This is a genomic window from Humibacter ginsengiterrae (assembly GCF_054780115.1).
Genome location: NZ_BAAGWY010000001.1, coordinates 106,772 through 125,077, shown reverse-complemented (window position 1 = coordinate 125,077; position 18,306 = coordinate 106,772). Strand labels below are relative to the sequence as shown.

Annotated in this window: 13 protein-coding genes; 8 read left to right on the top strand and 5 right to left on the bottom strand. The window is 67.5% G+C overall.

Annotated elements, in window-relative coordinates; translation table 11 throughout:
* Positions 1 to 3: 3 nt before the first annotated feature.
* The 3 genes from sucB to ACYVII_RS00610 form a co-directional block, all read right to left on the bottom strand.
* Complete coding sequence (gene sucB / locus ACYVII_RS00620) at positions 4 to 1,581, bottom strand: 2-oxo acid dehydrogenase subunit E2 (protein ID WP_460529413.1); 1,578 nt, start codon at positions 1,579 to 1,581, stop codon at positions 4 to 6.
* Positions 1,582 to 1,728: 147 nt separating this feature from the next.
* Positions 1,729 to 3,102, bottom strand: a complete 1,374-nt coding sequence (gene lpdA, locus ACYVII_RS00615) for a dihydrolipoyl dehydrogenase (protein WP_460529410.1) — start codon at positions 3,100 to 3,102, stop codon at positions 1,729 to 1,731.
* 102 nt (positions 3,103 to 3,204) lie between these two features.
* Entirely contained in the window at positions 3,205 to 4,788 is a 1,584-nt protein-coding gene (locus ACYVII_RS00610) for a leucyl aminopeptidase (RefSeq protein ID WP_460529407.1), read from the bottom strand.
* A 95-nt stretch (positions 4,789 to 4,883) separates the two neighbouring features.
* Between ACYVII_RS00610 and ACYVII_RS00605 the strand changes: the two genes are divergently transcribed.
* From ACYVII_RS00605 to ACYVII_RS00575, 7 genes are all read left to right on the top strand, one after another.
* A complete protein-coding gene (locus tag ACYVII_RS00605; RefSeq protein WP_460529404.1) occupies positions 4,884 to 5,801 on the top strand; it encodes a proteasome assembly chaperone family protein in 918 nt (305 codons plus the stop codon).
* 139 nt (positions 5,802 to 5,940) lie between these two features.
* Positions 5,941 to 7,191 (top strand): MFS transporter, encoded by a 1,251-nt coding sequence (locus tag ACYVII_RS00600; RefSeq protein WP_460530491.1) that lies wholly within the window; start codon positions 5,941 to 5,943, stop codon positions 7,189 to 7,191.
* 331 nt (positions 7,192 to 7,522) lie between these two features.
* The gene (locus tag ACYVII_RS00595; RefSeq protein ID WP_460529401.1) at positions 7,523 to 8,908 is read left to right on the top strand and encodes an RNA polymerase sigma factor; all 1,386 of its coding nucleotides are present in this window, start codon (positions 7,523 to 7,525) and stop codon (positions 8,906 to 8,908) included.
* 7 nt (positions 8,909 to 8,915) lie between these two features.
* Positions 8,916 to 10,190 carry a MurT ligase domain-containing protein gene (locus ACYVII_RS00590; protein WP_460529397.1) on the top strand — a complete coding sequence of 425 codons (1,275 nt, stop codon included), beginning with the start codon at positions 8,916 to 8,918 and terminating at the stop codon, positions 10,188 to 10,190.
* Positions 10,187 to 10,942, top strand: coding sequence for a hypothetical protein (locus tag ACYVII_RS00585; RefSeq protein WP_460529394.1), 756 nt, complete (start codon positions 10,187 to 10,189; stop codon positions 10,940 to 10,942). The genes ACYVII_RS00590 and ACYVII_RS00585 overlap by 4 nt, the downstream gene beginning before the upstream one ends.
* Before the next feature lie 73 nt (positions 10,943 to 11,015).
* Positions 11,016 to 12,047, top strand: a complete 1,032-nt coding sequence (locus ACYVII_RS00580) for an alanine racemase (RefSeq protein ID WP_460529391.1) — start codon at positions 11,016 to 11,018, stop codon at positions 12,045 to 12,047.
* Entirely contained in the window at positions 12,044 to 13,144 is a 1,101-nt protein-coding gene (locus ACYVII_RS00575) for an alanine racemase (protein WP_460529388.1), read from the top strand. The genes ACYVII_RS00580 and ACYVII_RS00575 overlap by 4 nt, the downstream gene beginning before the upstream one ends.
* A gap of 59 nt (positions 13,145 to 13,203) precedes the next feature.
* Here ACYVII_RS00575 and ACYVII_RS00570 read toward each other — a convergent pair whose 3' ends face one another.
* Positions 13,204 to 13,446 carry a DUF7455 domain-containing protein gene (locus ACYVII_RS00570; protein WP_440293372.1) on the bottom strand — a complete coding sequence of 81 codons (243 nt, stop codon included), beginning with the start codon at positions 13,444 to 13,446 and terminating at the stop codon, positions 13,204 to 13,206.
* 237 nt (positions 13,447 to 13,683) lie between these two features.
* Here ACYVII_RS00570 and ACYVII_RS00565 point away from each other — a divergent pair, with 237 nt between their 5' ends.
* On the top strand, positions 13,684 to 15,768 hold the full coding sequence (locus ACYVII_RS00565) for a DNA gyrase/topoisomerase IV subunit B (RefSeq protein WP_460529385.1): 2,085 nt from the start codon (positions 13,684 to 13,686) through the stop codon (positions 15,766 to 15,768).
* Between the two features lie 6 nt (positions 15,769 to 15,774).
* Here the strand turns inward: ACYVII_RS00565 and ACYVII_RS00560 are convergent, their stop codons facing one another.
* Positions 15,775 to 18,267, bottom strand: coding sequence for a DNA gyrase/topoisomerase IV subunit A (locus ACYVII_RS00560; protein WP_460529382.1), 2,493 nt, complete (start codon positions 18,265 to 18,267; stop codon positions 15,775 to 15,777).
* Positions 18,268 to 18,306: the final 39 nt, after the last annotated feature.

The window sequence follows — 18,306 nt, the reverse complement described above, 5'->3', positions numbered from 1 at the left end:
CCCTCAGATGCCGAGGTCGGACTCGAAGGCACCCTCTTCGAGACGGTTCTTCACCGCGACGAGGAAGCGTGCGGCATCCGCACCGTCGACGATGCGGTGGTCGTACGACAGCGCGAGGTAGACGGTCGAACGGATGGCGATGGAATCGGTGCCGTCTGCCTGCACCACGACCGGCTTCTTCGACACGATTCCCGTGCCGAGAATCGCCACCTGCGGGAGGAAGACCAGCGGGGTGTCGAACAGCGCACCGCGGGATCCGGTGTTCGTGACGGTGAACGTGCCTCCGGCGAGCTCGTCGGGCTTCAGCTTGTTGTCGCGAGTGCGCTGAGCGAGATCCGCGATCTGCTGCGAGAGCTGGGCGATGTTGAGATCGCTGGCGCTACGCACGACCGGGGTCAGGAGGCCCCGCTCCGTGTCCACGGCGATGGAGATGTTCTCGTGGTCCGGGTAGACGATGTTCTCACCGTCGACCGTAGCGTTGATGACCGGATACGCCTTCAGAGCCTCGGCAGCCGCCAGCGTGAAGAACGGCAGGAACGACAGCTTGGTGCCGGTGGCCTTCTCGAAGTCGCCCTTCACGCGGCTCCGCAGAGCCGCGACCTTGGTCACGTCAACCTCGACCACGGTGGTGAGCTGCGCCGAGTTCTGCATCGACACGACGGCACGGTCGGCCACGACCTTGCGCAGGCGCGACATGGGCTGAACGGTTCCACGCAGCGACGAGGTCTCGAGCTTCGTGCTCGCGGCGGCAGCGGGAACGGCGGATCCGCTGCTGCCGGCGCTCAGGATGTCTTCCTTGCGAATACGACCGCCCACTCCCGTGCCGGTGACCGTTGCCAGGTCGACGCCCTGCTCGTTCGCGAGCTTGCGCACGATCGGCGTGACGTAGCCGGAGCCTGCGTGCGACCCGGACGACTGTGTTGCTGGCGCCGCGGGCGCCGAGGCGGGCGCAGCAGGCGCGGGGGCCGGCGTTACAGGCGCCGCGGCGGCAGGAGACGGGGCGGCGGGAGTTGCGGCGACCGCCGGAGCCGGTGCGGCGGCGGCCGGCGCCTCGGTGGCGGGCGGCTGCTGCGCCGGAGGCTGGTCGACGGGTGCTGGAGCCGGAGTCTGCTCGGGCGTCTCCGCCGCGGTCGAGGGCACCTCCGCCTGCTGGGAGGCCTGCGGCTGTTGCGCAGGCTCAGGCTCAGGCTGCTCCTGGGCAGCGGCAGGTTGCTCGGCAGGGGCTGCTGGCTGTTCGGCGGGAGCCGCTTGCTCAGCCGGTGCCTGTTCAGCGGGAGCGGTCTGCTGCTCAGCTGATGCGGCCGCATCTTGGGCGGGTGCCGGCGTCTCAGCGCCCGCACCTGAGCCGTCTCCGATGGTCACGAGCGCGGTTCCGACCTCGACGGTCTCGTCCTCCTGCACGAGGATCTGCTCCACGACGCCGGCGACGGGCGACGGGATCTCGGTGTCGACCTTGTCGGTCGATACTTCGAGCAGGGGCTCGTCGACCTCGACGCGGTCGCCCACCTGCTTGAGCCAGCGGGTGACCGTGCCTTCCGTGACACTCTCACCGAGTGCCGGGAGGCTGACGGATTCGCTCATGGGTAAGTCTCCTTCAGGAATGCGATTCGTTACGAAAGCTTATTGCAGTGACTCGGCTGTGCCGCGGATTATCGTGGCTGCGCCACTCACTGGCTCAATCGGATCGGACGCACGAGCAAGCTGGCGCGTCTCTCCCCTCAATCGCCTCTAAAGCGTGTGGAGCGGCTTGCCCGCCAGGTACAGGAACGCCTCACCAAGCGACTCGTTCTGCGTGGGATGGGCGTGGATGAACGGCGCGATGTCTTCGGGGTAGGCCTCCCAGTTCACCGCCAGCTGCGCCTCGCCGATGAGCTCGCCTACCCGGGCGCCGATCATGTGAACGCCCACCACCGGACCGTCATTCACCCGCACCACCTTGACGGACCCGCTCGTGCCGATGATCTCGCTCTTCCCGTTGCCGGCCAGGCTGTAGTCGTAGGAGGTGATGTTCTCCTTGCCGTGCTCCGCCTCCGCCTTCGCCTGGCTGAGGCCGATGGACGCGACCTCCGGGTCGCAGTAGGTGACCTTCGGAATGTTGACGTCGTCCACCACGATGGGGTTCAGGCCCGCGATCTCCTCGGCGACGAAAATGCCTTGCTGGAATCCGCGGTGGGCCAGCTGCAGTCCCGGCACGATGTCGCCGACGGCGTAGACGCCTTCCACGCCAGTGCGGAGCCGCTCGTCCGTGATGACGAATCCGCGGTCGATGGTGATGCCCGCCTCTTCATAACCAAGGCCGACGGTCACCGGTCCGCGACCGACGGCGACGAGCAGCAGCTCGGCATCCACCGTGTCGCCGTTCTCCAGCGTGACGACGACGCCCTCGTCGTTCTGCGTCACGTTCTGGAAGCGAACGCCCAGGCGGAAGTCGATGCCCCGCCTGCGGAATGCGCGCTCGAGCGACTTGCTGATGGACTCATCCTCGTTCGGCACCAGGTGGGGGAGTGCCTCGATGATCGTGACGTCGGCGCCGAACGACTTCCACACGCTCGCGAACTCGACGCCGATCACGCCACCGCCCAGCACAGCGACCTTCTTCGGTACGAAGTCGAGCTGCAGCGCCTGCTCGCTCGTGATGACGCGGCCGCCGATCTCCAGGCCGGGCAGCGACCGCGAGTAGGAACCCGTGGCGAGGATCACGTACTTGCCGACGTAGTCCACGTCACCGACGCGCACCGTCTTGGGCGCGGCCAGTCGCCCCTCACCCTCGACCAGGGTGATGCCGCGCGCCTTGACGAGTCCCTGTAGACCCTTGTACTTCTTCGCGACGATGCCCTCGCGGTACTTCGTCACCGCCTCGATGTCGATGCCCTCGAAAGCGGCAGTGACACCGAACTTGGCGGCGTCGCGCGCGGAGTCGGCGACCTCGGCCGAGTGCAGAAGCGCCTTGGTGGGGATGCATCCCCTGTGCAGGCAGGTCCCTCCGGCCTTGTCCTTTTCGATCAGGGCGACGGAGAAGCCGAGTTCGCTCGCGCGCAATGCCGCCGCGTAGCCTCCGCTCCCGCCTCCCAGAACAACGATGTCGAAGTTCTGCTCAGACACCCATTTACTCCTCGGGTCGGGATGATGAACGGCACCGTGCGAGCGTGTGTTTCGGTTGCAAGGCGCCGTCGTACGGCAGGCGTTCCTGCCCATACGACCCTACTACCGAGCTGCGAAGTCTTCCGTCAGTCCGACCAGCGTGCGAACGAGCACACCCGTCGCCCCCTTGGGGTTGTAGCCGTACGGCGCGCCGTCGTTCTGAGCGGAGCCCGCGATGTCCAGATGCGCCCACGGCACGGTTGGCGCATCCGGCTCATCGGACGTCTTGCCGACGAACTCTCGGAGGAAGACGCCTGCGAGCAGCATGCCTGCAGCGGTGTTCCCGGGCGTCGCATTCGTCAGGTCTGCAACCTCCGACCGCAGCCGTGCGCGGAGTTCCGAGGGCAGGGGCATCGGCCACACGAGCTCGCCGGCGCGTTCCGCGGCATCCGTCACCTGCTTCACCAGCCGCTCGTCGCCCATGGCGGCCGAGTACCTGGTGCCCAGCGCGACGACCTCCGCACCGGTCAGCGTCGCGATGTCGATCACGGCATCCGGATGCTCCTCCGTCGCCGCACGAAGTCCGTCCGCGAGCACGAGCCTGCCCTCGGCATCCGTGTTGAGAACCTCGACGCGGGTGCCGCCGCGGATCGTCAGCACGTCGTTCGGCCGGATGGCCGAACCCGACGGCATGTTCTCGGCTATGCACATCCAGCCGGTGACGCGGACTCGCAGCTGCAGCCGCGCGGCCGCGACGACCACCGCGAGCACGGATGCCGCACCCGCCATGTCGTACTTCATTCCCACCATCGAGGCCGGCGGCTTGAGTGAGAGCCCGCCGGTGTCGAACGTGACGCCCTTGCCCACGAACGCGACATGCGAGGTTGCACCATCGGGGGCATAGTCGAGGCGCACCAGACGCGGCGGGCGAGTCGACCCGCTGCCGACACCGAGGACGCCGCCGAAGCCGTCGTCCGCGAGCTCCGTCTCTGTCCAGACCCGCACCTCGACGGGGAGGCCGGATGCAGCCTCCACGGCCGCACGCGCAAGCTCCTCCGGGCTCTGCGCCGACGGCGGAGTGTTCACGAGCTCCCTCGTCAGGCGCACCGCTTCGGTGATCACCGTCGCACGGTGCATGAGCGCATCGGACGCCCGGGAGGAACCAACGACGACCGCCTCCGACGCCGGGGACCGGTCTTCGTCGCCTCTCGGCCGCCCCTCGTACACGTAGCCGCCGAGCGCGGCACCCTCCAGGAGCGCGGCAAGGCGACCGTCAGCCGCAGCTTCGGCCGGCTCACGGTCATCCGATGCTGCCTCGTCGATCGTGCCGGGTCGAACGGCGCGCGCCTCGATGATGAGCCTGCGATCCCCGGCCGATAGACGTGCTGCGGTGCCCGCCGTCGCACGGAGCGCGCTCTCCGTGACCTCGGAGCCCAGGCCCACGAGAACCGCCGGCAGCTCGTCGAGCACGCCGGCGGGAACTCGCACCAGCTGATCCGGCGCACCGGTGACCTTCAGCTGTGCCAGTAGTTCGCCGTGCCCGTCGTGTCCGAGCAACTCGGGTCCGTTCTTTCCAGCTCGCACGAAGAGCACGAGCACATCGCCGTCCGCGGCCACCGGTCGCTCATCGGCGACGCGGAGCCGGAAAGTCGAAGACGGGAGCATGGAGGAACGCGAGGTATGCGCCGAGGTGCTGGACGAAGACATGGAAGGAATCGTACGGGCGGCACGCGCCGCGTGTTCGCTCTGGGCTTGCGTGACCCGGGCGGGACGGCCGGGACCCGCTGACTAGCATGGATTTCATGCAGGATCCGCGTGAGCTCTACGACGTCCGGACGGCGCTCGACACCGTGCCGACCGGGCTCTATCTGGTGGCCGCGCTCACCGGCTTCGCCGACGCCGGAGGCGCCGTCTCGCAGTTGAACTCGTACCTGCTCGAAACGCTCGACTCGGAGGAGATCGCCCGGTTCGACTCGGATGCCCTGTTGGACTACCGCGCGCGCCGCCCCATCATCACGTTCGAGCAGGACCACCTGACCGACTACCGGCCGGCGCAGCTCAGCCTCTACCTCATGCGCGACGAGGTCGGCCAGCAGTTCCTCCTTCTCACCGGATACGAGCCCGACTTCCAATGGGAACGGTTCAGCAGCGCTGTGCTCGACCTCGTCTCGCTTCTCAAGGTGCGCTCCACCATCTGGGTGCACTCCATTCCGATGCCGGTGCCGCACACGAGGCCGATCGGCGTGACGGTGAGCGGCAATCGCGAAGGGCTCGCCGACGCCATGTCCGTGTGGCGTCCGACGACGCAGGCACCGGCCACGGCGATGCATCTCATCGAGTACCGGCTGCAGGAGGTCGGCGCCTCCACGGTCGGGTTCGTGCTCCTCGTGCCGCATTACCTGGGAGACACCGAGTACCCCGCCGCCGCTGTTGCGGCCATCTCAAATATCAGCTCGGCGACCGGCCTGATCTTCCCGACCGACAAGCTGCGCGAAGACGACCGCGAGTTCGTTGCGAACATCGACGAGCAGGTCGCCGGCAACCCCGAACTGGAGCGCCTGGTCGGTGCGCTCGAGCAGCGGCACGACGCGTACATGCAGGACAGCCCGCTCAAGTCGCCGCTCACCCACGTCGACGGGGCTCTCCCCTCGGCCGACGAGATCGCGGCGGAGCTGGAGAAGTTCCTCGCGTATCGCCGCAGGGGCGACGAGGACGCCTGAAGTCCTGCCTTATCCTGCGCCCGGGTAGGCTGGATGGCGCTCGTTTCGCCGATCGGATCTCTGCTTGCCCGCCTCCTCGCCATCCCGCGCCCAGCCGTGGCGTGCCTGGCTGATCTGGGGCATCGGCGTCACCGCCTACATGCTGTCCGTCGCGAACCGCACCTCGCTCGCGGCCGTGGGCACGGATGCCGCGCACCGGTTCTCGGCCGATGCGTCGACCCTGTCGATGTTCGCCGTGCTGCAGCTCGCCGTCTACGGCGCCATGCAGCTGCCGATCGGCATCCTTCTCGACCGACTCGGTAGCCGACCCATCATCACGGCCGGGATGGTGCTGATGGCCGCCGGCCAGCTGCTGATGGCGCTCTCGCCCAACGTGGGAATCGCCATCCTCGCCCGCATGGTCATCGGTGCAGGCGATGCGGCCGTCTTCCCCAGTGTCGTCCGGCTCGTGGCCACGTGGTTCCCCGCTCAACGCAATTCGCTGATGGTTCAGCTGACCGGCCTGGTGGGCCTGTCCGGGCAGCTCCTGGCGCTCATACCGTTGGCGGCGCTGGTCCACGCGACGACCTGGTCCATCGCCTTCGGCTCGGTCGCGGGTCTCTGCCTCGTGTTCGCCGTGCTCGTGTTCGCGCTCATCCGCAACCACCCGCCGGATGTCGCAGGCGACGTCTCAGTGGATACCCGTACCGGCGCGATCCACGTCGTGACATCGGCCGCGGACACCCGGATGGGTTTCCGGGCGGCATGGTCGCACCCGGGCACCCGGTTGGCATTCTGGTCGCACTTCACCACGGCGTTCGCCGGAAACGCGTTCATCCTGCTCTGGGGCATTCCGTTCCTGACAGCGGGCGAGGGGCTCAGCGCACCTGCCGCGGCCGGCGTGACAACGGTGTACGTCGTCGTGGGGATGGTGCTCGGCCCGGTACTCGGGGCCCTCTCCGGTCGGTTGCCGAACTCGCGTTCCCGCGCGCTCGTGCTGCCGTCGGTCATCGCTCAGCTGGTGGTCTGGCTGGTCGTGATCGCCTGGCCGACGCCGGCGCCGGTGTGGCTGCTGGTGCTTCTCGCGATCGCGGTCGGGTCCGGCGGACCGGCGTCGATGATCGCGTTCGACCACGCCCGCACGTTCAATCCCGGTCATCGTCTCAGCACCGCTACCGGCATCACGAATACCGGAGCATTCCTGGCCGGGCTCATCGCGATCTTCCTGATCGGTGCCGCGCTGGACGTGCAGGGCGCAGGCACGCCGTCGACCTACAGCCTCGACGCGTTCCGCGTCGCCTTCCTCACCCAGGTGCCGCTCTGGCTCATCGGCATCTTCTTCATCGTGCGCGAGCGCAAGCACACGCGCATCCACATCGGCATGGACCAGCCCAGGACCCGGAGGCGCTGAGGAATGCGCCTCCGTCTCAACGGTCAAGCGGAATAGCGGGGTGCTGCGAACTGTTGCAATCAGAGCACGGCGCGAAACCCTGGCTCCGTCGAGTCTTCCCGCATGGTCATGGCAGAGCGGCGCTGAGCGCTTCGCATTCGTGCAATAATCGATGATTGGACCCGTTCATCTTCGGACACCACTACTTGCGCGATCGGTCAGCGGTCGACGTCAGGCGGTGCGTATCGCTTCCGGACTTGACATGGGTCCTCATAGTGTCCGCAAGCGACCCGCACCCCCTCGATCAGTACCCGCACTGCGTGCCGCACGAGAGGGCTGGAAGGTGAACTCCATGGCAGCCAAAACCGCTGACACCCGTACGGTAGAGGAGCCCACGACCACGACCGCCACCAAGGCGACCAAGGCCGCGACGCCCAAGACTGCGTCGGCCAAGAACACGGCATCCAAGCCCAAGGCCACGAAGGCTTCCACTTCGAAGGCCGCGGGAAAGGGAAAGGCGTCGCCCGCGAAGGCGTCGAGCAAGGCGTCACCGGCGAAGGCCGCCGACGAAGACGAGCTCGATGAGGAGGAGCCCGACGACGTCGAGCCCTCGGAGCTGGATGACACCGAGGTGGTCGACGAGTCGGCCGACGTGGAAGCGACGGACGACGCATCCGAGGAGCCTTCCGAGGAGACGGTCAAGCCGAAAGCGACCGCGGAGACCACGGACGATGCCGAAGAGGCGCTGCCGACCGGCGCCATCGTGCTCCGCGCGGCCGACGAGGAAGACGACATTCCCGTCTATTCCGCACAGATCACCGGCGCGACAGCCGACCCGGTCAAGGACTACCTGAAGCAGATCGGCAAGGTCGCACTGCTGAACGCGGCCGAAGAGGTCGAGCTGGCGATGCGCATCGAGGCCGGTCTGTTCGCCGAGGAGAAGCTCGGTGCGATGACCGACCAGGAGAAGCGGTCGCAGTTGGGCCGCGACCTCGGCTGGGTCGCCCGTGACGGTCAGCGCGCGAAGAGTCACCTGCTGGGCGCGAACCTGCGTCTGGTGGTGTCGCTGGCCAAGCGCTACACGGGTCGCGGCATGCAGTTCCTGGACCTGATCCAGGAGGGCAACCTGGGTCTCATCCGTGCGGTCGAGAAGTTCGACTACACGAAGGGCTTCAAGTTCTCGACCTACGCAACGTGGTGGATCCGTCAGGCGATCACCCGCGCGATGGCCGATCAGGCCCGCACCATCCGCATCCCGGTGCACATGGTCGAGGTCATCAACAAGCTCGCCCGCGTTCAGCGCCAGATGCTGCAGGACCTCGGCCGCGAACCCACGCCCGAGGAGCTCTCCAAAGAACTCGACATGACCCCCGAGAAGGTCATCGAGGTGCAGAAGTACGGTCGCGAGCCCATCTCCCTGCACACGCCGCTCGGAGAGGATGGCGACAGCGAATTCGGCGACCTCATCGAGGACACCGAGGCGGTCGTGCCGGCGGATGCCGTCGGCTTCACCATGCTGCAGAAGCAACTGGAGAGCCTGCTCGACTCGCTCTCCGAGCGCGAGGCAGGGGTGATCCGCATGCGATTCGGACTCGGCGACGGAATGCCGAAGACGCTCGACCAGATCGGCGACACGTTCGGGGTGACGCGCGAGCGCATCCGTCAGATCGAGTCGAAGACCATGGCCAAGCTGCGGCACCCGTCGCGGTCCCAGTCGCTGCGCGACTACCTCGAGTAGGCCACGCGTGAGGCGATTCTTCGGGATCCTGCTCGGCCGCCTCGCGCGGTTCGCCACACGGCTCCGGGGAGGCGGTTCCGCCTTCCCCGGATACCTCGTGCGAAAGGTGTGGCCGCGCTTCATCGAGGACGTCTCCGCGCAGTGGAGCCACGGCGTCGTCTTCGTGCTCGGCTCCAACGGCAAGTCCACGACCACACACATGGTCTCGGAGTTGCTGCGCGCCCACGGCCTCCGCGTCTTCACGAACCCGAGCGGTGCGAACCTGCCGCAGGGCATCGCCTCCGCAATGCTGTCGGAGGTGACGCTGAGCGGCAAACTGCCCGCCGATGTGGCCGTGCTCGAGGTGGACGAGGCGTTCGCCGTCGACCTGGCCCGCCTGCTCAGCCCGCGCACCGTGCTCATGCTGAACTGCCAGGTCGACCAGTTGTACCGCTTCTATGAGACCGAGCGTGTCGCCGACATGATGCTGGATGCCTCGGTGCTGGCGAGCGAACACATCGTCACTAATCGCGAGGACCCCCTGCTGAGCCGGGTGCAGAGCCGCCTGGGATCGAGGTCGGTTCCGGACGTGTCGTACTTCGGCGCATCCGACTCCGTGCTCGCCGGCAGCAAGCACGGGCTGTTGAATGCGCCGGATTTCCGTGACGCAGCAGCGGCAGCGCGACCGGCCGCGTTGGGCGAGGTCCGGTCGTTCGCCGGACGCGAGGCGACCATCGCCGTCGCCGGCGACGCGATGTCGGTCGAGTTGCCGGCACGCGGGCTGCACTACGCGGTGGACGCCGCCGCGGCATCCGCAACGGCGCGTCTCGTACTCGGCGAGGCGTTCGACAGGCAGCGCGTCGTGCAGGCGTTCGGCAGCATGCGCCCGGCATACGGCAGAGGAGAGGTCATACCGTTCGGCGACGAATCGGTCGAATTCGTCATGTTCAAGAACGGTCCCAGCCTTCAGCTCAACCTCGACTCCCTGACCGCCCCGCCTCAGCAGGTCATGTTCGCCCTCGACGAGGGAACGCCTGATATCTCCTGGATCTACGACGTCGATTTCGATGTACTCGACCATGTGGATGTGGTCGCCGGCGAGAAGGCATGGCAGGTCGCGTTGCGGCTCGCCTACGCCGGTGTTCCGGTCACGACCGTCGAGCCGGATCTCGAGAAGGCGATCGAACTCATGCGCGCCCTGCCCGCACCCGAGCACGACCGCAAGCTGTGGTTCGTGAACTACGAGCAGATGATGCTGGCTCGCAAACACCTCGGATTCCCGGACTTGGAGACCCGCCTGTGACGGACGCCGCCGCCGGAGTGCGGATTCTTCAGCTGTACCCCGACGAGCTCGGCGTGACCGGCGACGCCGGCAACGTCGAGGTCCTTCGAACACGGCTGGAGCGCTCCGGCGTGCCGGTCACCATCGAGGAGCACCGACCGGGGTCCGCTCTGAGTGCGGAACCCGATCTGATCGTGATCGGCAACGGGCCGCTGTCAGCGCTGCGCAACGTGCACGCGGATGCTCTCGCGCAGCAGGCGAAGCTGTCCGAGTGGGTGCAGCGTGTGCCGCTCTTCGCTGTGGGTGCAGGGCTGGAGCTCATCTGCTCCCGTATCGAAGACGCCACCGGCTCGCTCGAGGGCGTAGGCCTGATTCCTGCGATCGCGCATCGCGGACGAGCGCGCCGGGTCGGCTATGCGATCGCGGAGACTACCCACGGCGACGGAACGAAACGGCAGCTCACCGGGTTCGAGGACCAGGCAACCGAGCTGTCTGGTGTGACCACGCCGTTCGCCACGATCGTGCGCGACGTGACTGGTCCGATGTCCCGCCCCGACGGCGTGCAGACCCGTACAATCACCGGAACTCTGCTGCAGGGCCCGTTGCTTCCGCTGAATCCCTGGCTGGCAGACTGTCTCGCAGCTGCAGCCGCTCGTCACGCAGAGATCGTCTACACACCGGACGCCTCGCTCGCAGAGTTCGACCGGCTCGCCGAGCGCGCCACCGAACGTATGCGTGCCCACGTTTCGAGTGTGTTCACGACCATCCAGTAGCCGGTTCGCCCAGCAACGATCATCCGTCCAGTGAAGCGGGGAGTATCGAGACCATGACGAAGATCACGCTGCTGTGACCGCCGACTCGCGACGTCTCTCCGTCCGCCTCGACTCGCTGGCTGCCAATGTGCGCCGCTACCGGGCGAACGTCCACGGTCTCATCGCCCGTGTCGACCACGACGGATTCGGCCACGGACTCGTTCCGGTGGCCCGTGCGTGCCTCGAAGGTGGAGCGGACCTGCTCGCCGTCGCGGACTTCGACGAGGCGATTCGGCTACGGGACGCCGGCGTCTCCGCGCCACTGCTGGCGCTGCGGCCCACGGGTGCGGCCGTGAACGGCCTCGATGTGCAGGCCGCGGTCGGCTCGCATCGGGAGGCCGAGGATGCCGACGCGCTCGGCGCATCTGGTGCGCACGTCGTGATCGACTGCGGGGGCGCACCGCGAGGCATCCGACCGGCCGACCGCACCGCCTTCGATCAGATCGCCGACTCGCTGCCTCCCGTGGCGCTCATGGGCGTCACGGATGCGCGCACGCCGCACGCCGCGGCATCCACCGGTCTCCGCGAGGCTGCGGAACTCGCACCCGGCCTGCCCGGCCATGTGCACGGCACCGCGGGCGTGCTCGCCGGATACGGCGCGGACGACGCCTACGTGCGGGTGGGCCGCGGCCTGTACGGCATTCCACTGCCGGGAGGCACATCGACGGGGGTGCCGGTCGCCCGCCTGACCGGCCAAGTCGTGACGGTGAAACGCATTCTCGCGGGGGAGGGCGTCTCGTACGGCTACATCTACCGAGCACCCGAGGACGGCACCATCGCACTGGTCACCTGCGGTTATGCCGACGGTGTGCCGCGGAGCATCGGCAACCTTGCCACCGTTCTCGTCGGCGGATGCCCCGCCAGAGTCATAGGGCGCGTCGCCATGGACGTGGTCGTGATCGACGTCGGCGACGCAGTCGTTCAGGCCGGCGACGAGGTGGTCTTCCTCGGCGACCCGGCGGCGGGAGAGCCGGGCGTGACGGAGTGGGCGTCGATCTCCGGGTTCGATCCGGTGGAGATCGCTGCGGCCATGGGCCCCCGAGTTGTACGGAGCTACACGCGATGAGCGCGGCCAGCCGACCGGACGCGCACGAACCCCTGACGCACGCCAGAGTCGATCTCAAACGGTTCGACGCCAACTTGCGCACCGTGCGTTCCCGGGTTTCGCCCGCCGAGACGATGTTCGTGGTCAAGAACGATGCGTACGGCCATGGTGCGGAGGTGCTGGTGCCCCGCGCGGTCGAGCACGGCGTCAACTGGATCGGCGCGCTCGACGTGGAGACGGCGCTCCGTGTGCGTTCCCTCGTCGGCGAGGGACCACGCGTGTTCGCCTGGCTGCTCAGCGGCAGGGACGACCTGGCCGCCGCGCACGACGCCGGAATCGACCTCGGTGTGGGCGATCGCGGTGTGCTCGAAGCGGCAGCATCGGCCGCGACGACCCGGCCGATCCGCGTGCACCTCAAGATCGACACCGGCCTCAACCGGAACGGCGTGCGCGTCGAGGACTGGCGTCCGTTCGTCACCAGGGCAGCGCAGCTTCAATCGGAGGGACGCATCTGCGTCGAGGGGGTATGGAGCCACATCTCCGAGGCGTCCGACGAAGACGACGATCAGGCCCGCAGTCGCTTCGACTCGGCGCTCTCTTCGGCGGAAGCGGCGGGCCTGGCGCCCGAGTACCGGCATCTGGCCGCCAGTGCAGCCTCGTTCATGCGCGCGGAGTTCCGGTATGACTTGGTGCGCGTCGGCGCTTTCGTCTACGGCATTTCGCCGGCCGGCGGCCCGCACGAGCCGGAGCTCGGGATCAGCCCTGTCATGTCGCTGCGCACCCGTGTCGTCGACGTGCGAGACGGCGAGGCCATCCTGCCGATCGGCGGCTGGCATGGCGTGCCCTCGAGCATCGCCGGGCGCGGTGCCGACCCCGGCGCCCAGGGGAGCACTGTCGGTGCCGGCATCCGAGGGACCAGGCATCCTGTGCTTCGCATCGGCCGGGACTGGATGTCCGTGCTGGCGGACGATGCGGCGGTCGGCGACGAAGCGGTGCTGTTCGGACCGGGCGACGACGGCGAACCGACCGCCACGGAATGGGCCGAGGCGATTGACACCATCGGCGAGGAGATCGTGCTCAAAGTGGATCGCCGCATCCCGCGTACATATTGCGAGTGAACGACGAAGGAGGCGCCCCTCGCCGTAGCGAAGGGGCGCCTCCCGATGTCAGTGTGTCGTCAGGCCCTCTGGTCTTCGAACAGGCGCGACGTCTCGTCGTGCCAGTTCGTCGCGATGCTGGAGAGCTTCTCGTGATGCTTCTTGGCGTGGTGAGCGCAGAACAGCAGCTCGCTGCCGTTGACGGTCACGCGCACGTACGCCTGAGCACCGCACGCGTCGCAACGGTCTGCCGCGGTCAGCGCCGGGCCCGTGGGGAGCTCGTCGGCACCGGGGGTGGCGACATGGCCTGCGTAGTTCGACATGCTGAGCTCCTTTCTGGAAAACCCGAACGTTGAGCGGTTGGTTGTCTCCATACAAGCACGCGGACACCGTGAGCACGCTCCATCCGGGCCCATTTCGCTGTGCGCGTAGGCGCTGGACGAACGCTTCGTCCACAAGGGGTGTCGGTGGCGGGGCCACTGCGCGGGCCCGATATTCTGAACGTTGGCCCGATTGCTGCACCTGTGATAACCGGGCGCAACCCGACAACTGGAGATCCTGTGGCGACGAACGACTACTCCGCCAGACACCTCTCGGTACTCGAGGGCCTGGAGGCCGTTCGCAAACGACCCGGCATGTACATCGGGTCGACGGACGCCCGGGGCCTCATGCACTGCCTCTGGGAGATCATCGACAACTCGGTCGACGAAGCACTTGCGGGCTACGGCTCCGACATCGAAGTCCTCCTGCATCCTGACGAGAGCGTCGAGGTGCGCGACAAGGCGCGGGGCATCCCGGTCGATATCGAACCGAAGACGGGTCTCTCCGGCGTTGAGGTCGTCTTCACCAAGCTGCATGCGGGAGGCAAGTTCGGCTCCGGGTCGTACTCGTCCTCGGGCGGCCTGCACGGTGTTGGCGCCTCTGTTGTGAACGCGCTGTCAGAGCGTCTCGATGTCGAGGTCGATCGCAACGGCAAGACCTGGGCCATGTCGTTCCATCGCGGCGAGCCCGGCCTGTTCGCGGACTCGGGCGACCCGAGCCCGAACTCGCCGTTCACGCCGTTCGAGTCGCGCAGCGAGCTGCGCGTCGTCGGCAAGGTGGCGAAGGGCGTGACCGGCACGCGCATCCGCTACTGGGCCGACCGGCAGATCTTCGGCAAGAACGTCGAGTTCAGTGTCGACGACCTCGTCGGCCGCGCACGGCAGACCGCCTTCCTGGTCCCCGGCCTGACGATCGGGATCACGGATGCCCGCAGCGAGGCACCCGAGCGCACCGACTTCACCTACGAAGGCGGCATCAGCGAGTTCGCCGACTACCTCGCGCCCGACACCGCGATCACCGACACCTGGCGCCTCGTCGGGTCGGGAACCTTCACCGAGACCGTCCCCGTGCTGAACGACCACGGCGCGATGCTGCCCACCGAGGTCGAGCGCGAGTGCGAGGTGGACGTCGCCCTGCGATGGGGCACCGGATACGACACCGTGTTCCGCACCTTCGTCAACATCATCGCGACTCCGAAGGGCGGCAGTCACCAAGCTGGATTCGACCAGGGGCTGATGAAGTTCTTCCGGCAGCAGGTCGAGCAGAACGCGCGACGTCTGAAGGTCACGGCGACGGAGAAGCTGGAAAAGGACGACATCCTCGCCGGCCTCACCGGAGTGCTCACCGTGCGACTGCCCGAGCCGCAGTTCGAGGGACAGACCAAGGAGGTACTGGGAACCCCCGCGGTGCGCGCCATCGTGGCGAAGGTGGTCAGTGACGGGCTGGCGGCCCGATTCTCCTCGTCGAAGCGCGACGACAAGACCCAGTCGGCCCAGCTGCTCGACAAGGTCGTCTCTGAGATGAAGTCACGCATCTCCGCCCGCGCGCACAAAGAGACGCAACGCCGCAAGAACGCGCTCGAAACGTCATCCCTGCCCGCCAAGCTCGTTGACTGCCGCTCCACCGACGTAGCGCACAGTGAATTGTTCATCGTCGAGGGCGACTCGGCGCTGGGCACGGCGCGCCGTGCCAGGGACAGCGAGCACCAGGCGTTGCTGCCTATCCGGGGCAAGATCCTCAACGTGCAGAAGGCTTCGATCTCCGACATGCTGTCCAACCAGGAGTGCGCGTCGATCATCCAGGTGATCGGTGCAGGTTCCGGCCGCACGTTCGACCTCGACGCCGCCCGCTACGGCAAGGTCATCATCATGAGCGATGCGGATGTCGACGGCGCCCACATCCGCACGCTGCTGCTTACTCTGTTCTTCCGCTACATGCGACCGATGATCGAGGCCGGCCGCGTGTTCGCGGCCGTTCCTCCGCTGCACCGCGTGATCGTGATGAACCCTGGCTCGAAGCCGAATGAGACGATCTACACATACTCCGATCAGGAGTTGCACGCCGTGCTCGGGGGCCTCAAGAAGGCCGGCAAGCGCTGGCAGGAGCCTCCACAGCGCTACAAGGGCCTCGGCGAGATGGATGCCGACCAGCTCGCGACGACCACGATGGACCGCACGCACCGCCTCCTGCGCCGGGTTCGGCTGGACGACGCGGAACGGGCCGCTGACGTGTTCGAGATGCTGATGGGCAACGACGTAGCACCGCGCAAGGAGTTCATCATCTCCAGCAGCGACCAGCTGAGCCGGGAACGCATCGACGCGTAGGCCGCGTCAGCGTACCTGCGCGCCGATCGCTGCGACCACTCCGTCGAGCGGCGTGCCGGAGGCGTCGCGCTTCGCTCCGCCCTCCGGAAGCGTCCGTGGTGTGCCGTCGCCCGAGACGGCCAGCGCGGGCGCTTCGCCCGCCCAGGCGACGGCGAGTTGATCCTCGCCCTTCAGGAACCGCTGCACGCGCACCCCACCGGTTGCCCGGCCCTTCGCGGGGAACTCCGCGAAGGATGAGACCTTGCCGGTTCCAGGGTTCGTGCCGGCCAGGGTGCTGGCGCTTGTCGCGATCGTCACGACCACGGCGCCGTGCACGGCCTGTTGCGGTACGACGTCGAACGAGATCGCACTCGCGCCGGCCGACAGCTTGATGCCGGCCATGCCGCCCGCGCCGCGTCCCTGCGGACGCACGGAGGAAGCGGCGAACCGCAGCAGCTGGGCATCCGTCGTCACGAACACGAGCTCGTCGGAATCGGATGCCTCGCCGACGCCGACGACGAAGTCACCGGGTTTGAGCGCGATCACCTCGAACTCCGGCTTGTTCGCCCAGTCACCGGGGGTCAGACGCTTGACGACGCCCTGCGCCGTGCCCAGTGCTAATGGAATGGTCGAGTCCGCCGCCACGACGGCGAGAACGCGTTCGCCTCGATCGGTGAGGCCGATGTAGTCGGACGCCCGAACGCCGGCACCCAGCTGCACCGAGTTCGCCGGCACCCCTGGAAGGTCGATGGGGGAGAACCGCACGATGCGACCACGGTTCGTGACGGCGCCGATCTCAGTGCGACTCGTCGTTGCGACCGACGACAGCACAGCGTCGTGCTTGCTGCGCCGAGAGGGGGGAGTGATGCGCGGTGCGGCTCCCTCGGCATCGGGCTGCAGGTCGACCCGCACGAGCCGGCCGGTGGCGGAGAGGAATACGCGGCACGGCGCGTCGGCGACCTCAAGCACAGCCTGCGCCTTCGCCCCCGCTGTCGCCCTCGATGGAGCCGCCGAGGTGAGCATGGTGCGTCGCGGCGTGCCGAACCGCTCGGCGACGTCGCCGAGTTCCGTGGAGACGACCTCCTTGATGCGGTCGTCGGAGGCGAGAATCTGCTCCAGTTCGGCGATCTCGGTGAGCAGCGTGTCGCGTTCGGCCTCCAGCTCGATGCGCGAGAACTTCGTCAGCCGGCGCAGTCTCAACTCGAGGATGTACTCGGACTGCACCTGGCTGAGGTCGAACACCTGCATGAGGCGGGTGCGCGCTTGATCGCTGTCGTCACTGGTACGGATGACCTGGATGACCTCGTCGATGTCGAGGATCGCGATCAGCAGGCCCTCCACCAGGTGTAGCCGTTCGCGCTTGCGGGCCAGCCGGTACCGGGAGCGCCGGGTCACCACCTCGACGCGGTGGTCCAGATAGACCTGCAGCAGCTCACGGAGCCCCAAGGTGCGCGGGTTGCCGTCGACGAGGGCGACGTTGTTGATCGAGAAGCCGTCTTCGAGCGGAGTGTAGCGGTAGAGCTGGTCGAGCACCGCCTGCGGACTGAACCCGGTCTTGATGCCGATCACGAGGCGAAGTCCTCGACTGCGGTCGCTCAGGTCGGTGACGTCGGAGATTCCGGCGAGCTTCTTCGAGTTCACGCCGTCCTTGATCTTCTCGATCACCTTCTCGGGGCCGACGAGGTAAGGCAACTCGGTGACCACGAGTCCGGTCTTGCGCGCCGTGATGGGTTCGACCGAGACCTTTGCCCTGGTGCGGAACGTGCCCCGGCCGGTGGCGTAGGCATCCTTCACCCCGTCCAGTCCGACGATGATGCCGCCGCCGGGCAGGTCCGGGCCAGGCACGAACTCCATCAGCTCGTCCAGTGACGCATCGGGGTTGTCCAGCAGGTGGCGGGCGGCGCCGACGACCTCCACCAGGTTGTGCGGCGCCATGTTGGTGGCCATTCCGACCGCGATGCCGCTCGCGCCGTTGACCAGCAGGTTCGGGATGGCAGACGGCAGCACATCGGGCTGCATGAGCTGGTTGTCGTAGTTCGGGACGAAGTCGACCTCGTCCTCGTCGATGCCCTCCGTCATGGTGAGCGCAGCCGGTGCCAGACGCACCTCGGTGTACCGGGCCGCGGCCGGTCCGTCGTCGAGCGACCCGAAGTTGCCGTGGCCGTCGATGAGCGGCAGGCGGAGCGTGAAGTCCTGCGCCATGCGCACCAGCGCGTCGTAGATCGCGGCATCCCCGTGCGGGTGCAGCTTTCCCATCACCTCGCCGGTTACTCGAGCGGATTTCACGTGAGCGCGCTCGGGTCGCAGCCCCATCTCGCTCATCTGGTACAGGATGCGCCGCTGAACCGGCTTCAAGCCGTCGCGGGCATCCGGAAGCGCCCTGGAGTAGATCACCGAGTACGCGTACTCGAGATACGAACTCTGCATCTCGGTGGAGACGTCGATGTCTTCGATGCGCTCAGGCGTGGCGGTCTCCGCCGCGGCGGTTCGAGGTGGTCTGCGGTTGTCTGCTGGGCTCATTCGTGCAATCTCGTGCGGGCGGAAACGGGGTACTCACAC